The sequence below is a fragment of the Janthinobacterium sp. EB271-G4-3-2 genome (assembly GCF_020858035.1).
GTDB classification, from domain to species: domain Bacteria; phylum Pseudomonadota; class Gammaproteobacteria; order Burkholderiales; family Burkholderiaceae_D; genus Janthinobacterium; species Janthinobacterium aestuarii.
The window spans coordinates 889,517-914,031 of record NZ_JACYMG010000001.1 but is presented as its reverse complement, the minus strand read 5'-3'; the positions used below and the strand labels follow the sequence as shown (position 1 = coordinate 914,031).

The following is a 24,515-nucleotide window of genomic DNA, read 5'->3' as shown; positions in this document are numbered from 1 at the left end:
ATGGACAGCGATAGCCGCGCCAGCGTGCTGTATGTGGACGACGAAGCGCTCGCCTGCAAGTATTTCGAGCGCGCCGTCGGCCCCCGTTACCGCGTATTGACGGCGCAGAGCGTCGATGCGGCGCTGGCCCTGCTGGAAGACGAGGCCGGCCAGATCGACGTGCTCGTCACTGATTACCGCATGCCGGACCGCCTGGGCAGCGAGCTGCTGCAGGAAGTGGCGCAGCGCTATCCGCACATCGTCTGCATGCTGGTGACCGCCTATGCGGACAAGGACGTGCTGCTCGAGCTGATCAACGGCGGCACCTTGTTCCGTTTGCTGGAAAAGCCGCTCGACCTGGCCGCCATGCAAACGGCGCTGCAGCTGGCCGTACAGACGGGCCGCGAACGGGCCGCGCGCCGCCAGGGCCTGGTGGCGATGGAGGAATCGCTGGCCTTCCTCGCGCATGAATTGAACACGCCGCTGGCGGCCATCGCCAATTTTGCGCGCGGCATCGCGCGGCGCGCGCAGGCGGACGCCGCGCCGCAGGCCGAGATCGGCGAAGCGGCCGCCCTGATGCACGACAATGCGCGCTATTGTTTGTCCGTTCTGGCCAGCTTTGTCGACACGGTGCGCCTGGCCAGCGCCGGGCCCGGCATGCAGGGCGGGCGCCGCGCCGGCAGCGCGCGCCAGTTGCTGGACGCCTTGCTCGACAGCTATCCCTTGAGCGCGGCCCAGCGCGCCGCCATCACGGTCGAAGTGGGCGAAGATTTTTCCATAGCCGAGTCGCCCAATTGCGTCGCGCTGATATTATCGTCCGTGCTGGCGAATGCCTTGCGTTCGGCCGGCGAGCAAACCCATCCGGCGATCGGCATCCGCATCGATGCCGGCCGCATCATGGTGCGCGACAATGGCGCCGGCATCGCCCCCGAGATTGTGGAACAGCTGTTGATCGACCCCGTCAGTGCCGGCGGCGGCGAAGGCAAGGGCTGGGGCATGGTGTTTTGCCACCGCATGATGCAGTCGTTCGGCGGCAACCTCGATATCGCCACCGAGTTTGGCACCTCCACCACGGTAACCCTGAATTTTCCAGTACATATAAGGAACGAGCATGATTGACGCCAATCTGCGTTTACCGGCTCAGCGTGAGCCGGCGCAAGGCTTGCCGACGATACTCTATGTCGATGACGAGGCCAACGCCCTCAAATACTTCCAGCGCGCCATCGCGCCGCTGGCCGACGTGCTGACGGCCACCTCGGTCGAGGAGGGCAAGCGCATCCTCGACGAGCAGGCCGACCGCATCGCCGTGCTGGTGTCGGATCAGCGCATGCCCGGCGCCTACGGCAACGAATTGCTGTCGTATTGCTGGGACCGCCATCCGCACATCGTGCGTATTTTGACCACCGCGTATTCCGAGCTCGAGCACACGGTGGAAGCCGTCAACCAGGGGCAGATCCACCGCTACATCCAGAAGCCGTGGGATATCGCGGCCCTGCGCATGGAACTCAAACAGGCGCTGGAACTGGCGCGCTTGCGCAATGAACACGCCCAGTTGTTGCGCGAAAAGCTGATGGTGCGCCAGCGGCAAGCCGTCGCCAACCGCATCGGCACCCTGTACGCCCTGTGCGCCAGCCTGGCCGGTCCGGAACAGCAACTGCCCGTGGAAGCGTATCTGTCGGCGGCCCTGACGGCCGGCGTCACGCCGCCCGAGCCGGACTGGCTGCTGATGGATTATGCCGACCTGGTCAGTTCGGAAGCGTTCCGCGGCACGGCCTTTGCCGCCGCCGTGCGCCAGCAGCTCGACACGCTCGAGCGCGAGCATCCGGGGCGTGGCGTGGAGCAGGCGATCGACATGCTGCTGCCCGTATTCGGCGCGGCGCTGCAAAACCAGGGCGGCACGGCGCTGTTCCTCGATGGACGGCTGCTGACGGAATTCCTGGAAACACCGACCACCACGCCCGTCTCGTCCATCCACTCGTTCTGGCTGGCCAGCTTGCTGTGGCTGGCGCGGCGCGGCTGGTCCCTGCAGTTGAGCAGGACTGAACTGGGCTTGCAGGGCAAGGTAGTGCAGGCTGAACCGGCGCTTACGCCAGACCACCTGGCCGCCTGGATCGAGCAGTTCTGAGCATGCCCCCGCAAGGCGGCGCCAAGTAAAACAGGGCCGCGCGGGCCCTGTTTCCTTTTGCTGCTAGCGGGCTTAGCGTTCCGCAGCCGCCTTCAGGTTGTTCAAGCCTTTTTCAAAATCCTTGCCGATCATCCTGTCCATGCTGACGAAGACCGTCATCACCTTGCTGACGTAAGGGCTGGGGCCCGTCATGGTCCAGTTCACCCTGGTGCCGTCGCCTTCTTGTGTCATGGTAAAGGTGGTGGTGTTGTGGCTTTCGAAGGGCTTGAGGAAGTCCAGCTTGATGACGGTGCGTTCGGGCCGGGCCGCTTCCGTGATTTCCATGCGGCCGGCGCCCACCTTGTCATTGCCTTGCCACGCATATTGCGCGCCCAGGCCATTGGCCGGGCCCGTAAACGTGCGGCGCATGGCGGGATCGAGCTTTTCCCAAGGCGACCAGGCGGCCCAGTAATGGAAGTCCGTGATCAGGGCGGCGATTTTCTCGGGCGGGGCCTTGATGGTGATTTCGCGCTGGACACTGAAGGTGTCGGGCTTGGTGGTGGCATAGCCGAGGATGGCGGCGACGACGACAACGATCAGCAGCAGGGTTTTTTTGATCATATGCTCTCCAAATCTTGAATGGTCGATGCGAACGAATCTAGGCAATCTTAGCAGATATGAATGGCTGTGCGCGGCCTGTTGGCCTTTATTTGCACCAGCTCTGCGCAGGACCGCCTGCACGCCCAGTTTTCGTCGCGCACGCCAGGTTTGCGCGGGTTTGTGATGATGGCCGCCGTCCGCTAGAATGCTGGCCTGCAATGATTTCACTTAGGGAAATATGATTCAACGATCGATCGCCAGGCTGACCCTGGCGTGCGGCTTGCTGGCTTGCGCCTTTGCCGCGAACCTGGCGCATGCCGATGCCTGTCCCGCCCATTACGTCGATGGCCGGAAGCCGGAAATCACCAACCCCAAGCTGGACGTGGCAACCAAAGAGCTGTGCTACAACGTGTTTGGCGTAATGCACTCGGGTATCACGCGCACGCCGCTGTGGTCGGCCGAGCACTTGACGGCGAACAATCTGGAAGCGGCGCAGGACTTGTCGCGCGAAAACTCCTTCCACGCCGAACGCAAGCTGCCCGCCGCCCAGCGCGCGGAGCTGGTCGATTATGCGCGCAGCGGCTTCGACCGTGGCCATATGGCGCCCAACGGCGACATGCCGGACCGCCAGAGCCAGCGCGACAGCTTTACCCTGGCCAACATGGTGCCGCAAGACTCGCGCAACAACCGCTATGTGTGGGCCGGCATCGAAGGCGCCGTACGCAAGATGGCCAAGAAAGAGGGCGACCTGTATGTGATCACGGGGCCGGCTTTTATTGGCGGTAACCTGCGCAAGGTGGGAAGAGTCATTGTGCCCAGCCATCTGTACAAGGCCGTGTACAGCCCGCGCCAGCGCGCCGGCGCCGCCTATTTTATTGAAAACGTCGACACCAAGACATATGAAGTGTTGAGCATTGCGCAACTGGAAGACAGGATCGGCATCGATCTGTTACCGTCGCTGACGCGCCAGCAAAAGTTGCGCATGCTGAGTTTGCCCAAGGTGAAGAGCAAGTCCAAGAAATAAGACCGTCAAAAAGGAAATCCCATGTGCGCAAAGAAATTCGTCCCGTATGCCAATGAAAGCGATGTGCTGGAAATCGGCAGCCTGACCATTGAAAACCGGATCGACCGCATCAGCATCAGCGGCGACATCGACCTGACCCTGGACAAGCCGGGCCTGGCCCTGGCCAAGCAGCTGCAAAAACTGCTGGCTGACGTGGTGGCGCAGCTGGAAAAGCACGAGCTGCCCGACCAGCTGCCGCCGCCCGAGGTGACGTCGGTGGCCAATCCCTTCGAGTGAATTGGCGGCGCGGGGGCGGTTGATCGCCCGCCGCGCTTACAGTCGGCGCGGTCCCTGCGGCGTATTGATGTGGGCGACCAGGCCGGCGCCGCGTTCCGCTGTCGACGCGTGCACAACAAGCTGGCCTTCAAGGCCCAGCGATAGCAGCAAGCGTGCAATGCGTTCCGGTTCGGGATGAAACAGTTCGAGCTTGATGAGGGACAGCCCCTGATCCTGCAGCTTGGCCGCCGGGTGCGCCTCCGCTTGCCACTCGATGAGTGCCGGGGCGACGCCATGCAAGGGCAGTGCGCCATCGCCGGGAATGGTGATCAGCCAATTCAGGGCACCCCGGCTCATGGCTTCGATATTGCCAAGCGGCTCCGAACACGCCGCAACGCTGGCCTCGATATCGGCGGTGCGGGCTATCCAGGTGGCGAGTGCCGGCGCCGCATCGGCGGCCAGGGTGTCAAGCGCGAACCAGCGGGGCCGGGACGGTAGCGGCGCCTCGGGGTCGGGGGCGATCACTTCCAGGTAGACGGCATCGCCTAGCCTTAGCAGAAGGTTATGCGTCCCCATGCGGGTATGCGCTCCGCCAGTCTGAAGTTCTACCCCCAGCGCCAGCCGCACCAGCTCCGCACCCGCTTCCAGCGTTGGCGCCGTGATGGCGATATGATCAATGTGACAGCGTGGCATTCCATATCCTTCACCGCAGGTCGTTGATGTGTTCAAGTCTGGCCATCCCCGATGCACCCCATCCGACATGCTTCGTCAGACGGGGGGGGATCCTGCACCAGCCCTTACTTCGCGAACGCCTGCGCCGCTGGCGTCACGGTGACGGCCGCCGGCTTGATGCCCAGTTTCATCGCGCCGATGACCTTGTCTTCATCGAGCAGGGCTTGCGGCTTGTTGCCGTCGTACTTGATGGGAGAAAACGCGTCGCTGACGAGTTTTTCCTTCAGGCCGGCCGCATCCTTGGCGACGATCACGACGGACAGGTTCTTCGCCGACAAATGCTGCTTGATGGCGCGGTTGACGTCCGCCAGCGTCAGTTTCGACAAGCCATCACGCATCAGCTTGGTGAACTCGGGCGTGCCATACCATTGCGAATCGAGCGCATAGCCCAGTTGCTGGTCTTGCGTCGACGTCATGACGAAGACGTTCTTCATCAGGTAGTCGCGCGTGGTGGCGAAATCGTCCTGCGTCAGGCCGTTGTCGACGAGCTTGCCCAATTCCGTCAGGGCCACGCGCAGGGCGAAGTGAGCGTTGTCCGGCGCCACGGGGCGGATCCAGATTTCGAACAGCTGCGCCTTGCGGCCCAGGTTCGGGCTCGGGAAGAACTGGAACATGCCGCGCGGGAAGGCTTCGATGTACGCATAATCGCCATAGTTCATGCCGCGGATTTCACGGATGCGCTGGTACAGGTAGGAATTCGAGGCGCGGTGCTCGCCCAGCCATGTTTTCGCCAGCCACAGGGCGGGGAAGTCCGGGTGCGTGCGCGTCACCTCCAAAGGCAGGCCGAAGGAAATCGCCGTGGCGCGCGTGTTTTTCTCGATGATTTCCACTTCCAGGCCATGCGCCTTGCGGCCCGCGGGTTTCACCGTTGCCGGCAAGCCTGGGCCTACCGGCAAGCTTGCCAGCGCCTGCGTCAGTGACGCCGTCATGGCCTCGGAGACGTCGCCGGAAATGCCCACCTTGACGGCGCCTTGCGCGTACGCGCTCTTCCAGAACTGTTTCACGTCGTCGAGGGTGATGGCGTCGATGCCGGCGACCGTGCCCAGCACGGGGTGGCCGTACGGCGTGCCCGCGTAGACGTTCGTTTGCAGCCGCTCCTTGGCGAATTCCTCTTCGTTGTTGTCCTTCAGGTCCAGCAGCAGCGCGTTCTTTTGCGCATCCTTCAGGCGGCGGAAGTCGTCTTCGCGGAAACCGGGCGACAGCAGCAGGGGCAGGGCGATGGCGTTGAACTGCGTCCAGTTATCCTTGTGGATGGAGCCCGTAAACGTCGTCATTTCCTTGTCCGTCTGCTGGCTGAAACTGCCGGCCAGCGGGAACAGGGCCTGGTTGACTTCGTCGATCTTGCGCTCGGACGAGCCGCCCGACGCCACCATGGACGCCGTCAGCGCGGCCAGGCCTTCCTTGCCTTGCGGATCTTGCGCGGAACCGGCCATAAACAGCAGCTTGTAGCGGATTTGCGGCAGCGCGGACTTTTGCACCAGCACGTCGAACTTCGCGTTCGAGGCGGCCGGCAGCAGGCTGGCCAGCTTCGGCGTGGTGGCGATGGCGGCGGCCATCGGCTGATGCGACAGGGTCGTCACCACCAGGCCCTCGTCCGTCAGATATTTGCGCGCGGCTGCCTGCAGGTCGGCCGGCGTGAGGGTATCGATCAGGCGGTAGTACTGGTTGATGGTGGCATACGAGCGGTCGAAATGCACGAACGACGCCAGGGTGCCGGCGATCTGCTCCGTGTTGTCGAGCGAGCGTATCAAACCGTATTTTTCCGCCGACTTGGCGTCCGCCAGGTCTTTTTCGCTCACCGGCGTGTCGCGCAGCCGCGCCACGGTGGCCAATATCGCGTCGCGCACGTAGACGGCGTCATCGATGTTTTTCACGCGCGCGCCCAGCACGGCCAGGGTCGGATCGACCCGGTCCGGCGTCATCTCGAACAACTGGTCGACCTTTTGCTCGTTTTGCACGAGGCGTTTATACAGCGGCGAGGTGCGGCCGAACGACAGCGACAGCAAGGTCGCCAGGGCGGCCTGGTCCTTGTCCTTGACGGAAAACGCGGGCGCGTGAAAGCCGACGGCCACCCATGGCAGGGTCGGCGTGGGCCAGGCCACGTGCTTGTAGAGGGGGCCGCGCGGCGCGGGTTCCACGGGCACGGCCGCCTGCTGCTTGCCGCGCTGCCAGCCGCTCCAGTATTTTTCCACCAGCGCGATGGCGTGCTGCGGTTCCACGTCGCCAGCGATGATGATGGTGGTGCGCTCGGGACGGTACCAGCGGTCGAAGAAGATCTTCGAGTACGCGTACTGGTTCGGCATGTCTTCGATGTCCTGAATGAAACCCATCGTCGTGTGCTTGTAGGTATGCGTCGTGTAGGCGCTGTCGCGCATCACTTCGAACAGTTTCGACACGGGATTGGCGCTGTTCTTGTTGTATTCGCCCAGCACGGCACGCGACTCCGTCTTGAACGCGTCTTCCGCGTAATCGAGGTGCTGGAAGCGGTCCGCTTCCACCTTCAGCACGGTTTCCAGGTCCTGCTTGGCAAACGTCGTGTGGTAATTGGTCAGGTCGTCGCTCGTATACGCGTTCTGGCGCGCGCCGGCGCGCGTGATGACTTCCTGGTATTTTTCGGGCGGATAGGCCTTGGTGCCGCGGAACATCATGTGCTCGAAGAAGTGGGCGAAGCCGGACTTGCCAGGCTCGACTTCATTGCGCGAACCCGTCTGCACGGGTATTTGCAGGGAGACCAGGTTCGGGAAGCCGGTCGGCACGATGATGATCTTCAAGCCATTCGCCAGGGTCTTTTCCGTGGCCTTGAACGGCAGCAGGTCGGCCTTGCCGGCGGCGGCAGCGCTGTGGGCGGCGGCCGGCTTGACGGGTGCGGCGCCCAGGTTCGACGAGGCCATGGCCGACAGGGCCAGGGCGAAAGCGGGGAGTAAAACGGGCATGATTCTTGACACGGGGGCTCCTTCTTTTTTGGAATGTGGAAAGTGCAACGCCGCAGCATAGAATATTCGTGCCGCCGTGCATAGGGGCAAGGCGTTTTGGCATGAAGGGGCGGCCCCGTCAGGGCAGGCAAAGCGTGCCGCAGGGACAGGTGCTCAGGTCAGCGTCGTTTCCGGCAGGCTGATGCGGTTGCGGCCCAGGTGCTTGGCGCGGTACAGGGCGCAGTCGGCCGTATGGATCAGCTGCCCCAGTTCCGTGCCGGGGCCGGGCAGGGCCGTGGCGGCGCCGATGCTGACGGTGACGCAGGCGCCGTCGGGACGCTTGCGCGGCAACTGCAGCCGCTCGACGCGGTGGCGGACGCGTTCAGCCACGATGGCCGCGCCCTTGAGGGACTGGTTTGGCAGGATGACGGCAAACTCTTCGCCGCCGTAGCGCGCCACCAGGTCGTTGGCGCGCATTTCGCTGGCGACGGCGCCGGCCACCTTGCGCAGGCACAGGTCGCCGCCCTGGTGCCCGTGGCTGTCGTTGTATTCCTTGAAATTGTCGACGTCGACCATCAGCAGCGACAACGGCTGGCCCTGGCGCTGGGCGCGCTGCCACTCGGCCAGGATGGTGTCGTCGAAGCAGCGCCGGTTGGCCAGGCCCGTCAGGCCGTCGCGCGTGGCCAGGCGTTCCAGTTCCACGTGCGCGCGCTTTTCGTCCGTCATGTCGCGCAGGGTTTCGACGACGGCGATCAGTTCGCCGTGATTGCCGTAGATGGGGCTGGCATCGACGGCCAGGTAGCGCCGCCGTCCCGTGCGCGGCATGTCGCACCAGTTTTCCGCGCACAGATTGCTGCCCGTGCTGCTGCGGTATTGCTGCTGGGTATGCAGGGCGCGCATGTCGCCGCCGCGCCCGGCCAGCAGCAGGTCGGCCAGGGTGGGGCGCTCGTCGTTGTAAAAGCAGCGGCCCGGTTCGCGCGCGCCCAGCACTTCGGCGGCAGGCACGCCCGTCAGCTGCTCGCAGGCGCGGTTCCAGATCATCACCCTGCCATGCACATCGAGTACAAAGGTGGGCACGACCAGCAATTCCATCATCTTGACGGCGAAACCCTGGGCTTCACCATATGGCGATGGGCTGGCATGTGCGTGGCTATCCGGCATGAAAGCATCCTTCTTGGGCGTGAATGGGGCTGGCTCGTTGGCCATGATGCAGCGTGGGGTAGCGATGGTGTTGATATTGAGCAATATTTTCAGTGATGGACCATTGCTTCGTCGTGGCAGACCGGCAGGGGCAGCGACACGCGCAAGGTGGTGCCGGCGCCGCTGCGGCTGTCGATGTGCAGGCTGCCGCCGGCGGCGGCCACGCGCTCATGCATGCCGGACAGGCCGCAACCGAGGCGCGGCGGCGAGCCCGACAGTCCGATGCCGTCGTCGCTGATGCGGCAAGCCACGGTGGCGCCCGTTTGCTGCAGACACAGCTGGACATGCGTGGCGTGCGCATGGCGGGCAATGTTCGCCAGCGCTTCCTGCACCACGTGATACAGCAAGGCGCCATGCGCGCGGCCGGCGGCGGCGTCGAGCTGGTAGTCGCAGCCGCAGCCGATGCCGGTGGTACGCGTAAAGTCGGCCAGCAGTTCATCGCATGCCGCTTGCAGGCCTGCGTCGAGGGCAGGCGGGCGCAGGTCATGGATGACGCAGCGCAGCGCCGCGATGGTCAGGTCGACATTGCGCGCGATCACGGCCAGCTGTTGCGCCAGCTGGGGCACCGCCTCATGCGTGCTGGTCTGCAGCATGGACAGGTCGATCTTCAGGGTCAGCAAATGCTGGCCCAGGTCGTCGTGGATGTCGCGCCCGATGCGCAGGCGTTCCTGCTCGCGCGCCTGCTGTTGCCCGCTGGCCAGGCGCGCCTGCTCGCCGTCCTCGCGCAGCTGTTCCAGCGCCTGCAGGCGCAGCGCCAGGCGGTGCTGGCGCCACAGCAGCAGCGTCAGCGCACCGAGCAGGACGGCGCAGGCCGCCATCAAAGGGGAGGGGGCGCCGCCCGGCGGCATCGGTCCCGCCGCGTATCCGGTGTGCAGGGTGGCGAGTGCGCTGGCCGCCAGACAGGCCAGAATGCTCAGACGGTACGGCAGGCGTGGCCAGCGTTGCATCATTTCCCGCTCCCTAAATGTTTTCCAGAAGGCAATCTTATTACAGAAAATATATTAACTGTGGGCTATTTATATTGTCTAAACGCAAAAGCCGCGCAGTTATGCCTTTCGCCGTGGCTTTCTGGTCCTTTCGCGCCGCACGGCCAGGTGACGGGCACGGCATTTGCACGGGAAGTGTCGTGGCGGCATATAATAGAGGGTTGTCAATCGGCTTTTGCGGCGCCGGCGGTATGCGCCGGCATCGCTGCGTACGCCCTGCGCGAGGACGCCAGCCAGCTCTTAGGAAATACAGTGACTTATAGCATCAAAGAGATTTTTTACACCCTGCAGGGCGAAGGTGCGCACGCGGGCCGTCCGGCCGTGTTTTGCCGCTTTTCCGGCTGCAACCTGTGGACGGGCCGCGAAAGCGACCGCGCCACGGCCGTGTGCCAGTTCTGCGACACGGATTTTGTCGGCACGGACGGTGAACTGGGCGGCAAATTCAAGACGCCCGAGGAACTGGCCGCGCTGATCGACAGCCTGTGGCCGGCCAGCTACGCACCGAGCAAATACGTGGTGTTTACGGGCGGCGAGCCGCTGCTGCAGCTGGACACGGCCCTGATCGACGCCATGCACGCGGTCGGCTTTACCATCGCCATCGAAACCAACGGTACTTTGCCCGTGCCGGCCGGCGTGGACTGGATCTGCGTCAGCCCGAAGATGGGTTCGACACTGGTCGTCCACAAAGGCAATGAAATCAAGGTGGTCATTCCCCAGTTCCAGCAAGACCTGGCTGCCTACGAACAACTGGATTTCGAGAACTTCTTCGTGCAGGCGATGGATGGCCCCCTGGCCGCGCACAACATGAAGCTGGCCATCGAAACGTGCAAAAGCAACCCGAAGTGGAAGCTGAGCCTGCAAACCCATAAACTCCTGCAAATACCTTAACAACACATATGCTGACTATCACACGCAAGCTCGAATTCGACGCGGGCCACCGCATTCCCGACCACAAAAGCCAGTGCCGCAACCTGCACGGCCACCGCTACACGGTGGAAATCACCCTGGTCGGCAAGGTCATCGAAGCGGAAGGCAATTCCGACAATGGCATGATCATGGACTTTTCCGACGTGAAAACCCTGGCCAAGCAGCACCTGGTCGACGTGTGGGACCACGCCTTCCTCGTCTACGAAAAAGACACGGCCGTGCGCGACTTCCTGGCCAGCCTGCCCGACCATAAAACCGTCGTCATCGACCGCATTCCGACCGTGGAAAACCTGGCGCGCATCGCCTTCGACATTTTGAAGGCCGCGTTTACCGACCATTTCGGCACGGGCTTGCACCTGCATAAGCTGGTGCTGCATGAAACGCCGAATTGCTGGGCAGAAGTGACCGATGACTGAAACGCACGCTAGCGCGCAGGACGCGCGCTACATGCAGCTGGCCCTGGAGCAGGCCCAGCACGCGTGGGACCTCGGTGAAGTGCCCGTCGGCGCCGTCGTCGTCAAGGATGGCGAAGTCATCGCCGTCGGCTACAACCAGCCCATCGGCCGCCACGATCCGACCGCGCACGCGGAAGTGATGGCGCTGCGCGCGGCTGCCGAAAAGCTGGGCAACTACCGGCTGCCCGGCTGCGAGCTGTACGTGACCCTGGAGCCGTGCGTGATGTGTTCGGGCGCCATGCTGCATGCGCGTCTGGCGCGCGTGGTGTACGGCGCGGGCGACCCGAAGACGGGCGCCTGCGGTTCCGTGCTGAATCTGTTCGAGCAGCCGGCGCTGAATCACCAGACGGCCATCGTCGGTGGCGTGCTGGCCGACGAGTGCGGCGCTTTTCTCAAGCGTTTCTTTGCCGAACGCCGCCGCGCGCAGGCGGAAGCGCGCAAGCTGGCCCATCCGCCGGCCTGACATCAGTCCAATGTGCCAGCCATCCGGCTGGTATTTTTATAATTGTTGCGAAATAACATCTGTCTAGACCAATTGTCATTCTCAAATGAGAATGATTCGTGTTACAGTATCGTTTTCGCCAGCAAACTTTCCTTGCGCATCGTTATCGATCCGGGTTCAAGAGCCAGCCTTTACTCTTAGACCGGACCATCATGACTACTGTGCTTCCGCAGCGCACCGCTGCACCCGTCGTATCCCCAGCTCATCTGCCTGCCCGCCGCCACAACCTGGTGCTGCGCGCCGCCTTGCTGGGCCTGTTTGCCGCACCGATGCTGCCTGCCGTTGCGCAAAATGCCGCCATCAACGCGGGCACGGCCGCCCAGGAACCGGCCAAGCTGCCTGTCTTCCCGGAAATTGTCGTCAATGCCAAGCAGGATTACGAGCGCCGCGCCGGCACCAAGACGGTCATTAGCAGCGACGACCTGGAGCGCCGTGGCGTGACGGACATGGGCGGCATCGTGCGCTACCAGCCATTGATCAGCACGCCAATGGCGGCCTCGGGCGCCGGCAGCGTGTGGGATGGTTCGGGCAACACGGGCTACAACATCCGTGGCCTGGAAGGCAACCGGGTCAGCCTGGACGTCGATGGCATTTCCTTGCCCGACGCGGCACCTAAGCCCGATGGCAATACCCTCAACGCCTTCGGCACGGGCCGTGATTATTTCGATCCTGAAACCTTCCGCGAAGTGCGCATCGATTCGGGCACGACGGCCGTCAGCGGCGCCAGCCCTGGCCTGGGCGGCGGCGTAGCCTTTGTCACCAAGTCGCCCGAGGATTATCTGGGTGAAGGGCAAGACCATTACGTGGCCTATAAATACGGCCGCGCGACGGCCGACCGCAGCAATGCGCACACCCTGACGGGCGCCGCCAAACTCGGCGCCAGCCTGCAAGGCCTGGCCGTGTATGTGCACCGCGATGGCGAGCAGCTCGACAGCCGCGGCAGCGCTGCCGTCAACCCCGACGACTGGCATTCGAACGCCTTGCTGTCCAAGCTGGTGTGGACCTTGCCTGGCGAACAGAAGCTGGACTTGACGGTCGATATGTTCGAGCGCAAGAACAAGCGCGATCTGCGCAACAAGGTCAGCACGTATTATCCGACGGGCGTGCAGCAGGATTCCACCACCAGGCGCACGCGCGTCAGCCTGGGCCACGACGTGGTGCTCAAGGATTTCGCCCTGTTCGACCGCCTGACGTCGAAAGTGTATCTGCAGAATGCGAAAACCGATGACAAGACGCAAGGCCTCTACACCTTCGGCAGCCCGGCACAGCGTACCATCGACACCAGCTTCAAGAATGACAGCATCGGCCTGACGTCGGAAGCGTTCAAGCAGCTCAATGCGGACAACGCGCTGCTGTATGGGGTGCAGCTGGAACAGCTGAAAACGCGCCGTCCGTGGCGCGAAGACCGTGTCATCGTTGCCACGGGCCAGCATCAGATCACCAACAAGAACCGCATGGCCGACATGGACACGACCAGGCTGGCACTGTACGTGCGCGACGATCTCAGTTTCAACCTGGCCGGCAAGAAAGCCGTGCTGACGCCGGGCTTGCGTGCCGACTACCGCAAGAACGAGCCGAAAAATCTGCAAAATTATGTGATCGCCGTGCCGAACGCGGCCAAGGAAGTGCGCAAGGAAAGCGACACGTATTTCACGCCGAGCCTGAGCCTGTCCGTGGAAGTGTTGCCGCAAATGAACGCATATGCCACCTTCACGCGCGGCACGCGCCTGCCGACGGCGGCCGAGCGCACGGGCACCTATGATTCCTTCAGCTACACGGGCAGGGGGACGGGCTATGCCGTGCTGGGCAATGCGAACTTGCGCAAGGAAACCAGCCAGGCCTATGAACTGGGTTTGAAGGGCGACATCGTCAAGGGCTTGAGCATGCACGCGTCCGTCTACCAGACGGAATACAAGAACATGATCGAGTACGTGATGCAGGAAGACGATCCCGTGAACTACCCCACCATCGTGCAGGGTTTGTTCCGCCCGGAAAACATCGGCGATGCCCGTACCTGGGGGGGCGAGCTGACCCTGCGTGCGGAGCTGGGCGCCTGGGCACCGGCCATGCAGGGCTATCGCGTCGACCTGGCCACGGGCGTGGCCAAGGGCCGCTCCTTCAATACCCGGACGGGCGAGAGCGGCGGCCTGGCCTCGGTGGCGCCGGCCAAGACGGCGCTGACCTTCGGTTATGACCACACCAACATGCTGTTCGGCCTGGAACTGACGGCGCTGCATGCCGGCGACAAGCAGGCGCCGAACGACTTGCTGATGGGCTCGACCGCGCCGCGCTTCAAGGTGCCGTCGTACACCATCTTCGACTTGTCGACGTACTGGAACGTGCACAAGAACGCGAAGGTCATCGTCGGCGTGTACAACTTGACGGATCGCAAGTACTGGGATTACGCCGCTTCGCGCAGCCTGTCCGCCGGCACCACGGCCGCCAGCCGTGCCGAGATCGAGCGCTACGCCAAGCCGGGCCGCAACGTCGCCGCCAGTCTCAGCATCAGTTATTGATTTTTAACCGGGGAGGGGTGCTTGCCCCTCTTTTTTTCCATGTTTGATTGAATGGTCTCTCTATGAAGTTATCCAAACTCGTTCTATCCCTGCTAGGCAGCCTGCTGATCGCAAACGCATACGCGGCCCCAGCCACTTTGGCGGAACGCTGGTCCACCTTGCGCACGGAACAGCCGAAGCTGCAGATCCGCGACGCGGCGCGCGCGCTGGGTGTGTCCGAAGCACAATTGCTGGCAACAAATATCGGCAAAGGCGTCACGCGCCTGCAGGCCGACGGCAACCAGCCGCGCGAAATCATGCGCGCCGCGCTGGATCTGGGCATCGTCCAAGCGATCACGCGCAATGAAAACGGCGTCATTGAAACGACGGGCGTCGCCAGCAAGTTCAAGCAGGCGGGCGACAAGTCGGAACAGGCCGACGCCAAGCAGGACCCGGAAACGGAAGCGCGCCAGCGCAATATCGCCGGCGGCTACCTGGGCGGCCAGATCGACCTGCGTTTCCACTTTGAAAACTGGAAATATGCATTTGCCGTGGAGCAAGCGGGCCGCGACGGCAAGCCGACGCGCAGCCTGCAATTTTTTGACGCCAACGGCACGGCCGTGCACAAGATCTACCTGCGCAACGAGCCTGGCGTGGCCGTCTACGACAAGCTGGTGGCCACCTTCCGCATGCCCCGGCAAAGCGCCGAGCTGAACGTGCTGGCCGTGGCGCCCAAGGCCGCTGAAAAGCCGGACGCCGAGATCGACGTCAAGGAATTCCAGCTGGCCTGGAAAGACATGACGGACGTGCACCAGTTTGCGCAAATCATGCGCGAATTCCATCTGTCGCGCGAACAGGCGCTGCGCCTGGCGCCGGCCGGCGTGGTCGAGCGCGTGACGCCGGAAGCGCTGCGTACCCTGCTGGAAAACGCGGCCAAGGACAAGGTCGCCATCATGGTGTTCCTGGGCAATGAGGGCTTGACGCAGATCTACAGCGGCAAGATCGAAAAAACCATGGCCGCCGGCGGCTTCTTCAACGTGCTGGACCCGGACTTCAACCTGCACATCCGCGACACGGCCCTGCGCAGCGGCTGGGTCGTCAAGCGCGGCGGCGTCACTTCCGTCGAATTCTTCGACAAGGAAGGCACGCAAGTGGTCTCCTTCTTCGGCGTGCGCGAACGCGGCAAACCACAGCCGCAAGCGTGGGTGGACCTGGCTGATAGTCTGCCAAAGGCAAAATAAGGTTTTTTGCAAGTTGATGAGTATCAGCACGTGACAGAACCGCAGCGATACGCCGTAGCTGATGTCATGTGCGACCAGAGCAACACTTCAGCTGAGTGCCGCGTGCCGGTCTCATGTCTGAAGCACAATAGTGGTATGCTGGTTGCAAGGCCGCAGCGATCGTGCCTGCGTGCTGGTTCCTGTAAGAGAGGCAATCATGGCAACCATCATGGCGAACGGCCTCAACATAGCTTATGAAAGCCACGGCGACCCCGACGATCCGTGCGTGCTGCTGGTCATGGGCCTGGGCATGCAACTGATTGCCTGGCCGGCGGACTTCGTCGAGGGCATCGTCGAGCAAGGTTTTCGCGTGCTGCGTTTCGACAACCGCGACTGCGGCCTGTCGAGCAAGATGGCGCTGGCGGGCAAGCCGTATCTGCCCCTGGCCTACGTGAAAAACTTGCTGGGCTGGCCCCTCAAAACTTCCTATACCCTCAATGACATGGCGGACGACGCGCTCGGTTTGCTGGCGGCCCTGCGCATTGCGCAGGCGCACGTGATCGGCGTGTCGATGGGCGGCATGATCGCGCAAGTGATGGCGGCGCGCGCGCCGCTGCAGGTGCTCAGCCTGACGTCCATCATGTCGAGCAGCGGCCGGCGCGGCTTGCCCGGCCCCACGCGGGCCGCGCGCAATGCGCTATTGCAACGTCCGAAGCGCAATGCCAGCCGCGCAGAACTGATGGCGCACATGGCGGCCACCGTGCGCGTCATCGGCAGCCCCGCCTATCCCGTGTCGGAAAAGCTGCTGTACCAGCGCATCGAAGCGGCGCTGCAGCGCGGCAGCTGCCCCGAAGGCGTGGCGCGGCAGATGGTGGCCATCGCCGCGTCGGGCGAGCGCACGGCCCTGTTGCCGAGCATCAGTTGCCCGGCGCTGGTGATCCATGGCGCGGCCGACCCCTTGATCCCCGTCGCCTGCGGCATCGATACGGCGGCGCTGATCCCGGGCGCCCGGCTCGAGGTGATCGAAGGCATGGGGCACGACATGCCGCCCCAGCTGATCGAGCGCCTGCTTGCCTTGATCGATGTGCATCTGCAAGGTAAGATGGCGCCCCAGATGCGCTCCCAGCCAGCCTAGGCGCGTCCACAACTTTTGAAGGCACGGGCATTTTGAAGACACCTGAGATTGGCATCGCCATCGTCGCGCCGGGCGGTTATGCGCCCGACGCGGCGGCTTTGGAACGCGGCATCGCCCGCTTGCAGGCGCAAGGCGCCACCGTCCACAATTACTACGACCACGAGCAGAAATTTCAGCGCTTCGGCGGCACGGACGCGGGCCGCCTGGCACAGCTCCATGCGGCCGCTGCCGACCCGGCCGTGCAGGTGGTGATCGCCTTGCGTGGCAGCTACGGCATCAGCCGCATCCTGCCCGAGATCGACTTTACCGCCATGGCCGATAGCGGCAAACTGTTTGTCGGCTACAGCGACTTCACGGCCTTCCACATGGGCTTGATGGCGAAAACGGGCCGCGCCAGCTTTGCCGGCCCCATGATCTGCGACGATTTCATCCGTGACGAGCCCGAGCAATTTACGCTCGACCAATTGTGGTCGTGCCTGGCCGGCCCCACGCATATGGTCACGGGCACGGCGGCGGGCAATCCGCAGGTCGCGCTGCAAGGCAAGCTGTGGGGCGGCAACCTGGCCATGCTGGTCCACTTGCTCGGCACGCCGTATTTCCCCGAGATCGATGGCGGCATTTTGTTCCTGGAAGACGTCAACGAACACCCATATCGGGTCGAGCGCATGCTGCTGCAATTGCTGCACGCGGGCGTGTTTCAGCGTCAGCAGGCCGTGGTGCTCGGCGACTTTTCCGCCTATAAATTGAGCCCCATGGATAACGGCTACGATTTCGACGCCATGCTGGCCTACGTGCGCGAACGCCTGCCCGTGCCCGTGCTGACGGGGCTTGAGTTCGGCCATATCCGCCGCCGGGTCACTTTGCCGTTCGGCGGCCACGCGCGCCTGCAATCGGATGCGTCCGGCTTCAGCCTGCAAGTGACCGACTACCCGACCCTGGCGCGGCCCTGAACACCATGAGCGCCAAGCCCGGCAGGCTGCTGCGGCTCGACGTGCTGCGCGGCATCGCCGTGTTTGGCATCTTGCTGGTCAATATCTGGGGCTTTGCCTGGGGCACCTTGTCCCTGCGCTACGGCACCTTGCCGGCCCAGCCGCCTGTACTTGACCAGCTCGTCATTTTCGGCGTGGCCGCGCTGGCGCAGTTCAAGTTCTATCCCATCTTCGCGTTTTTGTTCGGCGCCGGCTTTGCCCTGCAGACACGTTCCCTGAAGCGCCAGCTGGGCAGCTGGGAGCAGGCGCAAGCGGCCTATCGGCGCCGTTTGCGCTGGCTGCTCGTGTTTGGCCTGCTGCATGGTTTCCTCATCTGGAGCGGCGACGTGCTGACCTCGTATGCGGTGGCAGGCATGCTGATCCTGCCGCTGGCAGCCGCCAAACTGAGCCGCATACGCAACCGCGCCTGGCTGGTGGCCGCCGGTTTTCTATTATTCATGTGCTTGCTGATTCCCATGGGCCAGCAGGGCGGCGCGCCTGACATCGCGCGCGACCTGCAAGGCTTTGCGGACCGCTACGCCATCTACACACAAGGCGGCGCGTGGGCCGTGGCCAAGCTGCGCGCCAACGATTTCCTCGTTTCCCTGCTATACGCCATCGTCATGCTGCCGCACATCATCGTGCTGTTCCTGCTGGGCATCCTGTCCGTGCGCCTGGGCTGGCTGACGCGGCCGCAGCGCCACCAGTTGCTGTGGCGCCGCGTGCGTGCCGTGGGACTGGGCGTGGGCTTGCCGTTCAACCTGCTGGCCGCGGGCGCCGTCGCGTGGCAGGTGGCCGATCCGTACCAAACCGTATTCGACACGGCCCTGTTCGAAGTGGGCCTGTTCGCCGGTGGCCCCGTGCTGGCGGCCGGCTATGTGGCGGCGCTGATGCTGGCCGGTCCATTCATGCTGCGCTGGCTGGCGGTATGGCTGGCGCCCGTGGGACGCATGGCGCTCAGTAATTATCTGCTGCAGTCGGTGATCGGCACGTGGCTGTTGCAAGGGCCGGGCCTGGGCTGGGGCGCAACACTGCGTCCGGCCGAGATGCTGGGACTGGCCGTGCTGATCATGGCAGGGCAGGTGCTGCTCAGCCGCTATTGGCTGCGGCATTTCCGCCAGGGGCCAATGGAAGCGCTGTGGCGCCGGCTGGCGCGTTTGCCCGCCTGAGTTAGTCGCCCCAGTCGAACGCGCCTTGCGCCGCGGCCGGTGGTGGCTTGGGTTTGGCCGATGGCACGAGGGGATTATCGACGGCATGCCACTCGAACAGTTCCACGTCGAGCATGCAGGTGCGCGCCAGGTGCAGCGCTTGCTCCGGTGTCAAGGCGGGGTCGAGCCAGCGGTGCGCGTCTTCCAGGCTGACGGCCACGGGCCGGCGGTCGTGGATGTCGACCATGCCGCCGAGGCTGTCGGCCGTCACCAGCACGAAACCCGCTTCTTCGCGGCTGTGCTTGTACGGGCCGAACTGGGCCAGCGCCAGCAGGAACAGGGGCGCACGGTCCTTGCGGTGGATGTGCCACGGCTGCTTGCTGCCTTTTTCTCCCGTCCATTCATACCAGCCGGAAACGCAGACAATGCCACGCCCCGCGCGCAGCAAGGGTTTCCAATAGGCGCCCGCGAGTTTTTCCAGGCGGGCGTTGATGGCGATGGGGATTTTTTTCTTGCCGGGCGCGGGCACGGCTTGCGCGGCCCAAGCGGGGCGGTAGCCCCAGAAGACATCGTCGACCCGGTGCACGCCATCCTGGATATGCAGCACGGGCCGGTAAGTGCCGGGCGACACGTTCAGGTGCGGCTCGGCCTCGCTGTCGAATACCGCGTCGGTCCAGCCGAACGATGACGCCAGCTCGGGCGCCGTGTCATTTTGATCAAATCGTCCACACATGTTGAAATCATACCCGATCACCGGGTGCCGCGAGGCAGGCGCGTGCGTGCTTTCTGTGTGTGATCAAACGTACAGACTGCTGGCGGCAGGTGGCGCACAGTAAGGTCAGTCAGGTCCCTGACGCTCTCGCCTCGGAGGAAATATGTCTTTTGAAAATCCCACCATCCACAAAGGTTTTATCATCAGCGCCACGGCCAGCCAGCGCCGCGATGGCCGCTGGGTCGGCTCGTATGTCAGCCAGAATCAGGCGTGCGGCGCCTATGCGGACACCTGCGACTATGACGATTGCAGCAATGAAAAAGAAGCGCAGCAACTGGCCTTGTCGATCGGCTGGCGCCTGGCAGATGGCGTGCCGGCGCGCTGAAATAGCCTTAGCGCTTGCCCCGCAGGGCCAGCAGCAGGCCGGCGAACGGCAGCAGCAGGGCGGCGCCCAGGCGTACGGAGGTCAGCGATGCGGTCTCCACGCCCAGTACATAAGGCAAGGCCAGCAGTAACAGGGGGGCGGGCACGGCAATCGCGAAGAAAAACAGATACCACGAGTAGCCATTTTTCTTGGCCAGCAAGGCGATCAGCGCGCAGCCGACGAGGAAGACCAGCGGTAAATTCACAAATTCCATGGTGTTGAGTTTTCATCCGGGAAAGCGCGTCATTATACGCGCCGCCCCGGATGACCGGATGGGCTTGCCCGTGTCAGTTGCCGACGAAATCCGGCGGCTGCGGCGCCTGTTTTCCGGCCAGCTGACCATCGGCCGGCAGCAAGGCCTTGATGGCGCCGTTATAGATGAGTTCCTGCGCATACGCCGATGCTTCGATCAAGGCCGCATGCACGGACTTGAAACTGCTCGGCGTTTCTATCAATACGGGCTTGGCATACACCTGCTGCGTATCGCCGCGCTTGCTGATCAAAATCATGCCCCGGTAGCGCCCATCCTTCTCCAGCGCCCCCGCCACATGAAATTCATAACCCCTGATCTGGTGTTTTTGTCCCTGATCCATGTATCCCGCCTCCAGACCTGATTGTCATGGCTTTGGACTATCAATTCGATTAGAACGGTTGAGTGTTTGATCTGAATCAATACGTTTACAGGACAGCTTTAACGAACGTATCGATGCTTGTCGCAAGTGTAGCGAGCGGAGGGGATGTGTGGCTGAGAAGCGCAACCGCACTGAAGTGCGGTGAGCATCGCCAGCCGCAAGGCGCCCCGCGCAGTAGCTTGCGGCAGCCGTCATCACCCAGCGCGTATGGCGCGGATTTGTTGGGCGGTTTCCTCGATTTCCCGATACGCTTCCTGGATATAGCCATTGATCGGATGTCCATCCATCCACTCGAAATAGGCGCGCTCGTCGTGTTTGATGGCAAAAGGGACGTGGTGGTCGCGTATCGATTCGGCCGTTTCGCGCACCAGCGAGGCAAAAAGCAGCTCAATAGTTTCCATGATGGTCACCTTGCGAGACAGGAATGCAGAGCATTGAATGTAGCACAAAGCGCGCCGCCGGGGCCGCGCGTATCGGCCCAAGCCTCAGGCCGGATGGCCGATATGCTCGTACAGGATCACGCAACCGATGACGATCAGCACCAAGCCGCCCACCAGTTCGGCGCGTCGGCCCGCCACCGTGCCCAGCACGCGGCCCAGCATCACGCCCAGGGTCACCATGACGAAAGTGGAAAAGCCGATGGCGGCGGCTGTGACGACAATATTCGCGCCCAGCAAGGCCAGCCCCGCGCCCACGACCATGGCGTCGATGCTGGTCGCCAGACCGGTGACGGCCAGCACCCAGAACGAGTGCGACTGGGCCGGCGCTTCCTCCTCGTCGCTATCGCTCAAGGCATTGCGTATCATCAGCAAGCCGATGATGCCCAGCAGGCTGAAGGCGATCCAGTGGTCCCACGCTTCCACGTAGGGCGCCGCCACGCTGCCCAGGGCCCAGCCGATGATGGGCGTGATGGCTTCGATGACGCCAAAGATCAGGCCCGTGCGCAGCGCCTCGCGCCATTGCGGCTTGTGCAGGGCGGCGCCCTTGCCCACGGCGGCCGCGAAGGCATCGGTGGACATGGCAAGCGAGAGGGCGGCGGTGGCGGCGAAATTCATCGTTGGCTTTCAGTAAAACCTGGCTGGGATGGATAGTTGCAAATTGCAAACCCGGCGATTTTACCCCAGGTACAGCACCACCATGGAAGCGGCCAGGCAATACGCGCCAAAGAAATGCCAGCGCCCTTGTTCCAGCCAGCGCGACAGCCAGCGCAGGGCCAGCAAGCCGGCCAGGAACGACAGCAGCATGCCCAGCAGGCTGGGGCCGAGCAGGTGCAGCAGGCTGCTGCCGTGTTCCAGATGGTCCAGGCTGCCATTTGCCACAGCCTGGTAAAAGCGCCAGCCTTCCTTGACCAGCACGGCCGGCGTCAGCACGACGGCCAGGGCGAAGCTGAATTCCTCGGCGCGGCGCTGCGGCACGCCCATGGCGATGCCGGCGGAAATGGTGGCGCCCGAGCGGGAAAAGCCCCGGAAGGGCAGGCACAGGCCTTGCACGGCGCCGATCACCATCGCCTTGCCGATGGACAAGGTGCCATGCTGGCGTGCTTGCTGGCGCGAGGAGACGATGATCAGCACGCCAGCGGCGGCCAGCGCGGCGGCCATCAGTTTCGCATTGCCGAACAGATGTTCGATTTCAAAGCCGGGTGCATCCTTGCTCATGACGTGCGTAATGCCCTTCAGCAAGCCGAAGCCGACGATGCCCGTCAGGGCCGTGGCAGCCGCGAGCAGCAGGACATTGCTGCGAAAGGCGCCGGCCGAACTGAAATAGGTGGCGCGCCAGGATGTCCAGAAATACACGATGACGGCGAACATGGTGCCCGTGTGCAGCATCACCAGCAGCATGGTCAGCTCCGGCGACGTGGGATCCAGCCCCATCAATTTCTCCGCCATGATGACGTGGGCGGAGCTGGACACGGGCAGCAGCTCGGCGAAGCCCTGGACGATGGAAAGAATAAATAGTTGAAGAAAACTCATGGGTATCTGTAATCGGGCGGGGAAAGAAGGGCCGCCGATTTTACCCGCCAGGTCCCGTGCTGGCCCCCTGCGCCAGATTACAGTTTGTCCATGTCTTGCTGCCCGGCCGCTTATTGCGGTTTGAACACGGCGCGGAAAGCCTTCAGGGCTGCCGGGTGATAGATCGTGCCATGGCTTTCTTCCGGCATCTTCTCCACATGCCATTGCAAGCCGGGCGGCGCCTGTTTCGCCAGCACGTCGGCCAGGCGCTGCACTTCCACGGCGATGCCCGCTTCGCTGCTGGAGGCCAGGTACAGGCTGCGCTTGCCCGGCTTGCCCTTGGCCAGCAAGGTTGCCGCCTGGCGTGGCAGGGCGCCCTGATTCCACCACAGGCTGGGATCGAACGCCAGGTAATGGTCGAACAGCTGCGGTTCCAGCAGATAGGTTTCCACCACGAACAGGCCCGCCAGCGATTCACCGACGATGGCCGTTTCACCCGTCGTGCGGTAGCGGCGCTTGACTTCCGGCATCAGTTCATCGCGGATGAAGGCCCGGTAGGCTGGCGAACCGCCCACGACGGGCGCGATCTTGCGGTCTTGCGCATTATCGGTTGGCCCCGTCAGGTCGCGCCGGCGCTGCGTGTTTTGCATGCCGACCAGCATGAAGGGGCGCATCGTGCCATTCGCTACCGACACTTGCAGCAAGCCGGCCACGTGCAAAAAGTCTTCGGCCACGCCGCCGTCCGGCATGTACAGCACGGGCAGCGGCGCGTCGGGCGGCGTATCCCAGGCGCGCGCCACATACACATTGATGTGGCGCTGTTCTTTCAGCGCTTGCGAATCGATGCTGAAACTTTCGCCGATGACGAGCGGCGTGGCCGCGCTGGAGGCCGCGGTAACGGCGGGCGCGGCAGTGGCGGGGTGGAAGGGGCTGGACAGCAGCAGGGCGGCGGTGAGGTGCAGTGCAAGGCAAGAGCGGCGCATGTTTTCCCGTAATAAGTAGTGGATAGATGGCATGTACTCGTATAGACATGCCATCGTGCGATTCTATCTTATCTTTGGTGCAGCATTACTTGATCGTCAAGAGTTTGCGCTCGCGCACGATTCCCGCCTTGTCGACCGTGTAGGCGACCAGCAACGCGCCATCGGCGGCACAGGCGTGGCAGGTGGCCAGGGATGTGGAGAACAGCAGGCGCTGGCCGCCATCGTTGGTGGCCGTGCTGCCGACGAAATGGGCGGGCGCAAACGGGACGGAGTCCGGGTGGGCGGCGGCAAACGCGCGCCAGGCCGGTGTGGCGCGGTCTTCCTCGCGCACGGCATCTTCGTCGACATCGATGGCCGCGCTATCGCTGCCGATCAGCAGACTGCCTTCATTCGTGTTGGCGCGAAACGGATAGGTGACGGTGGCCAGGGCCGCCTTGCCCAGCGGGCGCCAGGCGGAGATGAAGCCCGCCTTGTTTGCCTTCACCAGCATCCGGGCGGCGGCGATGGCTTGCGGACGCGCGCCGGAGCGCTGCATGGTGCGCAGCAGGCAGACGTCGGGCGCGGTGGGCGATTGTTCGCTGCGGCAAGCCGACAGCGAGCGTTCCTGCCACACGGCGCGCGCGTCGACGGGGCCGGTAGCTTGGGCATGGGCCGCCTGCATGGCGGCCAGGCCGGAGAAAGCAAGGGCGCTCAATACGCGGCGGGAAGATCGTGTGGGCATGGGCGTCTTTCAATAGCGGAAACAAGAGAGCTTGCGATTATAGAAGGGGGCCGGCGTGCTAGCGCGCACGGCATGATATTGCTGGTGGCCGGCTTTCGCTCGGTTAACGCTTTTTTGCCGCCGCCTGGCGCAAGGCCTTCGCTTCCAGCTTGTTGGGAATGTGCGGGCGCGTGGCCAGCTCCGCCTTGACGGCGGCGATGGCGGCGCCGAACAGCTGTTCGGCCTGCTCGACGCTGGCGCCCGCATAGTGCTGCTGGTTGGATTGGGCGGCACGCAGCCGGCGCAGCAGCGCCAGCAATTGCTTGCCGTGCAGGGCGTGCAGGTCTTGCGCCAGTGCTTGCTCGACCACCGCGCCCTCCACATGGTCGGGATCGATCAGACGCAGCAAGGCCAAGCCTGCGGGCTGGGCGACCGGGGTCAGTTTGGGCTTGTCCATGGCAGTGTATAGCTCC

The 24,515-nt window shown here is 63.6% G+C and carries 27 protein-coding genes; 13 read left to right on the top strand and 14 right to left on the bottom strand.

Annotated features, from left to right (window positions below):
* On the top strand, positions 1-1,098 hold the full coding sequence (locus IGS55_RS03975; protein ID WP_230516087.1) for a hybrid sensor histidine kinase/response regulator: 1,098 nt from the start codon (positions 1-3) through the stop codon (positions 1,096-1,098).
* Positions 1,091-2,104 (top strand): response regulator, encoded by a 1,014-nt coding sequence (locus tag IGS55_RS03970; RefSeq protein WP_230516086.1) that lies wholly within the window; start codon positions 1,091-1,093, stop codon positions 2,102-2,104. The genes IGS55_RS03975 and IGS55_RS03970 overlap by 8 nt, the downstream gene beginning before the upstream one ends.
* A 72-nt stretch (positions 2,105-2,176) precedes the next feature.
* Here the strand turns inward: IGS55_RS03970 and IGS55_RS03965 are convergent, their stop codons facing one another.
* Positions 2,177-2,704 (bottom strand): SRPBCC family protein, encoded by a 528-nt coding sequence (locus tag IGS55_RS03965; protein WP_230516085.1) that lies wholly within the window; start codon positions 2,702-2,704, stop codon positions 2,177-2,179.
* Positions 2,705-2,921: 217 nt separating this feature from the next.
* Between IGS55_RS03965 and IGS55_RS03960 the strand changes: the two genes are divergently transcribed.
* Entirely contained in the window at positions 2,922-3,707 is a 786-nt protein-coding gene (locus tag IGS55_RS03960) for a DNA/RNA non-specific endonuclease (protein WP_230516084.1), read from the top strand.
* A 21-nt stretch (positions 3,708-3,728) separates the two neighbouring features.
* Positions 3,729-3,983 (top strand): hypothetical protein, encoded by a 255-nt coding sequence (locus IGS55_RS03955; RefSeq protein WP_230516083.1) that lies wholly within the window; start codon positions 3,729-3,731, stop codon positions 3,981-3,983.
* Between the two features lie 36 nt (positions 3,984-4,019).
* On the opposite strand, the gene IGS55_RS03950 is transcribed toward IGS55_RS03955, so the two are convergent.
* The 4 genes from IGS55_RS03950 to IGS55_RS03935 all read right to left on the bottom strand — a co-directional run bounded on the left by IGS55_RS03950 (position 4,020) and on the right by IGS55_RS03935 (position 9,756).
* Positions 4,020-4,655 carry a VOC family protein gene (locus tag IGS55_RS03950; protein ID WP_230516082.1) on the bottom strand — a complete coding sequence of 212 codons (636 nt, stop codon included), beginning with the start codon at positions 4,653-4,655 and terminating at the stop codon, positions 4,020-4,022.
* A gap of 104 nt (positions 4,656-4,759) precedes the next feature.
* On the bottom strand, positions 4,760-7,627 hold the full coding sequence (locus tag IGS55_RS03945) for a M16 family metallopeptidase (protein WP_230516081.1): 2,868 nt from the start codon (positions 7,625-7,627) through the stop codon (positions 4,760-4,762).
* Between the two features lie 153 nt (positions 7,628-7,780).
* The gene (locus tag IGS55_RS03940; RefSeq protein ID WP_230516080.1) at positions 7,781-8,767 is read right to left on the bottom strand and encodes a sensor domain-containing diguanylate cyclase; all 987 of its coding nucleotides are present in this window, start codon (positions 8,765-8,767) and stop codon (positions 7,781-7,783) included.
* Between the two features lie 89 nt (positions 8,768-8,856).
* Entirely contained in the window at positions 8,857-9,756 is a 900-nt protein-coding gene (locus IGS55_RS03935) for a sensor histidine kinase (RefSeq protein WP_230516079.1), read from the bottom strand.
* Positions 9,757-10,044: 288 nt separating this feature from the next.
* On the opposite strand from IGS55_RS03935, the gene queE reads away from it, so the two are divergent.
* From queE to IGS55_RS03895, 8 genes are all read left to right on the top strand, one after another.
* Positions 10,045-10,680, top strand: a complete 636-nt coding sequence (gene queE, locus IGS55_RS03930) for a 7-carboxy-7-deazaguanine synthase (RefSeq protein ID WP_034755996.1) — start codon at positions 10,045-10,047, stop codon at positions 10,678-10,680.
* A gap of 8 nt (positions 10,681-10,688) precedes the next feature.
* Complete coding sequence (gene queD / locus IGS55_RS03925; RefSeq protein WP_034755997.1) at positions 10,689-11,135, top strand: 6-carboxytetrahydropterin synthase QueD; 447 nt, start codon at positions 10,689-10,691, stop codon at positions 11,133-11,135.
* Positions 11,128-11,637, top strand: coding sequence for a tRNA adenosine(34) deaminase TadA (gene tadA / locus IGS55_RS03920; protein WP_034755999.1), 510 nt, complete (start codon positions 11,128-11,130; stop codon positions 11,635-11,637). The genes queD and tadA overlap by 8 nt, the downstream gene beginning before the upstream one ends.
* Positions 11,638-11,828: 191 nt before the next feature.
* A complete protein-coding gene (locus tag IGS55_RS03915; protein ID WP_230516078.1) occupies positions 11,829-14,192 on the top strand; it encodes a TonB-dependent hemoglobin/transferrin/lactoferrin family receptor in 2,364 nt (787 codons plus the stop codon).
* Positions 14,193-14,254: 62 nt separating this feature from the next.
* Positions 14,255-15,412, top strand: coding sequence for a hemin-degrading factor (locus IGS55_RS03910; protein ID WP_230516077.1), 1,158 nt, complete (start codon positions 14,255-14,257; stop codon positions 15,410-15,412).
* Positions 15,413-15,608: 196 nt separating this feature from the next.
* Positions 15,609-16,526, top strand: coding sequence for an alpha/beta fold hydrolase (locus IGS55_RS03905; protein WP_230516076.1), 918 nt, complete (start codon positions 15,609-15,611; stop codon positions 16,524-16,526).
* Positions 16,527-16,558: 32 nt separating this feature from the next.
* Positions 16,559-17,476 carry a muramoyltetrapeptide carboxypeptidase gene (ldcA, locus tag IGS55_RS03900; RefSeq protein WP_230516075.1) on the top strand — a complete coding sequence of 306 codons (918 nt, stop codon included), beginning with the start codon at positions 16,559-16,561 and terminating at the stop codon, positions 17,474-17,476.
* Positions 17,477-17,481: 5 nt separating this feature from the next.
* Complete coding sequence (locus tag IGS55_RS03895; RefSeq protein WP_230516074.1) at positions 17,482-18,663, top strand: DUF418 domain-containing protein; 1,182 nt, start codon at positions 17,482-17,484, stop codon at positions 18,661-18,663.
* A gap of 1 nt (position 18,664) precedes the next feature.
* Here the strand turns inward: IGS55_RS03895 and IGS55_RS03890 are convergent, their stop codons facing one another.
* Positions 18,665-19,375 carry an SOS response-associated peptidase gene (locus IGS55_RS03890; RefSeq protein ID WP_230516073.1) on the bottom strand — a complete coding sequence of 237 codons (711 nt, stop codon included), beginning with the start codon at positions 19,373-19,375 and terminating at the stop codon, positions 18,665-18,667.
* Positions 19,376-19,517: 142 nt separating this feature from the next.
* Between IGS55_RS03890 and IGS55_RS03885 the strand changes: the two genes are divergently transcribed.
* Positions 19,518-19,739, top strand: a complete 222-nt coding sequence (locus IGS55_RS03885; protein ID WP_034756009.1) for a hypothetical protein — start codon at positions 19,518-19,520, stop codon at positions 19,737-19,739.
* A 7-nt stretch (positions 19,740-19,746) separates the two neighbouring features.
* Here IGS55_RS03885 and IGS55_RS03880 read toward each other — a convergent pair whose 3' ends face one another.
* The 8 genes from IGS55_RS03880 to IGS55_RS03845 all read right to left on the bottom strand — a co-directional run bounded on the left by IGS55_RS03880 (position 19,747) and on the right by IGS55_RS03845 (position 24,499).
* Positions 19,747-19,992 (bottom strand): hypothetical protein, encoded by a 246-nt coding sequence (locus IGS55_RS03880; protein ID WP_128143146.1) that lies wholly within the window; start codon positions 19,990-19,992, stop codon positions 19,747-19,749.
* 73 nt (positions 19,993-20,065) lie between these two features.
* On the bottom strand, positions 20,066-20,371 hold the full coding sequence (locus IGS55_RS03875) for a hypothetical protein (protein WP_230516072.1): 306 nt from the start codon (positions 20,369-20,371) through the stop codon (positions 20,066-20,068).
* Positions 20,372-20,604: 233 nt separating this feature from the next.
* Positions 20,605-20,811 (bottom strand): hypothetical protein, encoded by a 207-nt coding sequence (locus IGS55_RS03870; protein ID WP_034756014.1) that lies wholly within the window; start codon positions 20,809-20,811, stop codon positions 20,605-20,607.
* An 84-nt stretch (positions 20,812-20,895) separates the two neighbouring features.
* Positions 20,896-21,465: a manganese efflux pump MntP gene (gene mntP, locus IGS55_RS03865; RefSeq protein ID WP_034756017.1), complete on the bottom strand. Its 570-nt coding sequence runs from the start codon at positions 21,463-21,465 to the stop codon at positions 20,896-20,898.
* Between the two features lie 60 nt (positions 21,466-21,525).
* Positions 21,526-22,380 carry an undecaprenyl-diphosphate phosphatase gene (locus tag IGS55_RS03860; RefSeq protein WP_230516071.1) on the bottom strand — a complete coding sequence of 285 codons (855 nt, stop codon included), beginning with the start codon at positions 22,378-22,380 and terminating at the stop codon, positions 21,526-21,528.
* A gap of 110 nt (positions 22,381-22,490) precedes the next feature.
* The gene (locus tag IGS55_RS03855) at positions 22,491-23,342 is read right to left on the bottom strand and encodes an alpha/beta hydrolase (protein ID WP_230516070.1); all 852 of its coding nucleotides are present in this window, start codon (positions 23,340-23,342) and stop codon (positions 22,491-22,493) included.
* Between the two features lie 85 nt (positions 23,343-23,427).
* Complete coding sequence (locus IGS55_RS03850) at positions 23,428-24,063, bottom strand: hypothetical protein (protein WP_230516069.1); 636 nt, start codon at positions 24,061-24,063, stop codon at positions 23,428-23,430.
* A gap of 103 nt (positions 24,064-24,166) precedes the next feature.
* Entirely contained in the window at positions 24,167-24,499 is a 333-nt protein-coding gene (locus tag IGS55_RS03845; protein ID WP_230516068.1) for a hypothetical protein, read from the bottom strand.
* Between the last annotated feature and the right edge of the window lie 16 nt (positions 24,500-24,515).

Coding starts and splice junctions, on each gene's coding strand:
- IGS55_RS03855 (WP_230516070.1), bottom strand. CDS start 23,342: ATGCGCCGCTCTTGCCTTGCACTGCACCTCACCGCCGCCCTGCTGCTG.
- mntP (WP_034756017.1), bottom strand. CDS start 21,465: ATGAATTTCGCCGCCACCGCCGCCCTCTCGCTTGCCATGTCCACCGAT.
- IGS55_RS03955 (WP_230516083.1), top strand. CDS start 3,729: ATGTGCGCAAAGAAATTCGTCCCGTATGCCAATGAAAGCGATGTGCTG.
- IGS55_RS03950 (WP_230516082.1), bottom strand. CDS start 4,655: ATGCCACGCTGTCACATTGATCATATCGCCATCACGGCGCCAACGCTG.
- queD (WP_034755997.1), top strand. CDS start 10,689: ATGCTGACTATCACACGCAAGCTCGAATTCGACGCGGGCCACCGCATT.
- IGS55_RS03970 (WP_230516086.1), top strand. CDS start 1,091: ATGATTGACGCCAATCTGCGTTTACCGGCTCAGCGTGAGCCGGCGCAA.
- IGS55_RS03890 (WP_230516073.1), bottom strand. CDS start 19,375: ATGTGTGGACGATTTGATCAAAATGACACGGCGCCCGAGCTGGCGTCA.
- IGS55_RS03885 (WP_034756009.1), top strand. CDS start 19,518: ATGTCTTTTGAAAATCCCACCATCCACAAAGGTTTTATCATCAGCGCC.
- IGS55_RS03965 (WP_230516085.1), bottom strand. CDS start 2,704: ATGATCAAAAAAACCCTGCTGCTGATCGTTGTCGTCGTCGCCGCCATC.
- IGS55_RS03915 (WP_230516078.1), top strand. CDS start 11,829: ATGACTACTGTGCTTCCGCAGCGCACCGCTGCACCCGTCGTATCCCCA.
- IGS55_RS03875 (WP_230516072.1), bottom strand. CDS start 20,371: ATGGATCAGGGACAAAAACACCAGATCAGGGGTTATGAATTTCATGTG.
- IGS55_RS03850 (WP_230516069.1), bottom strand. CDS start 24,063: ATGCCCACACGATCTTCCCGCCGCGTATTGAGCGCCCTTGCTTTCTCC.
- IGS55_RS03860 (WP_230516071.1), bottom strand. CDS start 22,380: ATGAGTTTTCTTCAACTATTTATTCTTTCCATCGTCCAGGGCTTCGCC.
- IGS55_RS03870 (WP_034756014.1), bottom strand. CDS start 20,811: ATGGAAACTATTGAGCTGCTTTTTGCCTCGCTGGTGCGCGAAACGGCC.
- IGS55_RS03845 (WP_230516068.1), bottom strand. CDS start 24,499: ATGGACAAGCCCAAACTGACCCCGGTCGCCCAGCCCGCAGGCTTGGCC.
- IGS55_RS03940 (WP_230516080.1), bottom strand. CDS start 8,767: ATGCCGGATAGCCACGCACATGCCAGCCCATCGCCATATGGTGAAGCC.
- IGS55_RS03905 (WP_230516076.1), top strand. CDS start 15,609: ATGGCAACCATCATGGCGAACGGCCTCAACATAGCTTATGAAAGCCAC.
- IGS55_RS03975 (WP_230516087.1), top strand. CDS start 1: ATGGACAGCGATAGCCGCGCCAGCGTGCTGTATGTGGACGACGAAGCG.
- IGS55_RS03935 (WP_230516079.1), bottom strand. CDS start 9,756: ATGATGCAACGCTGGCCACGCCTGCCGTACCGTCTGAGCATTCTGGCC.
- IGS55_RS03945 (WP_230516081.1), bottom strand. CDS start 7,627: ATGCCCGTTTTACTCCCCGCTTTCGCCCTGGCCCTGTCGGCCATGGCC.
- IGS55_RS03895 (WP_230516074.1), top strand. CDS start 17,482: ATGAGCGCCAAGCCCGGCAGGCTGCTGCGGCTCGACGTGCTGCGCGGC.
- tadA (WP_034755999.1), top strand. CDS start 11,128: ATGACTGAAACGCACGCTAGCGCGCAGGACGCGCGCTACATGCAGCTG.
- IGS55_RS03960 (WP_230516084.1), top strand. CDS start 2,922: ATGATTCAACGATCGATCGCCAGGCTGACCCTGGCGTGCGGCTTGCTG.
- IGS55_RS03880 (WP_128143146.1), bottom strand. CDS start 19,992: ATGGAATTTGTGAATTTACCGCTGGTCTTCCTCGTCGGCTGCGCGCTG.
- IGS55_RS03910 (WP_230516077.1), top strand. CDS start 14,255: ATGAAGTTATCCAAACTCGTTCTATCCCTGCTAGGCAGCCTGCTGATC.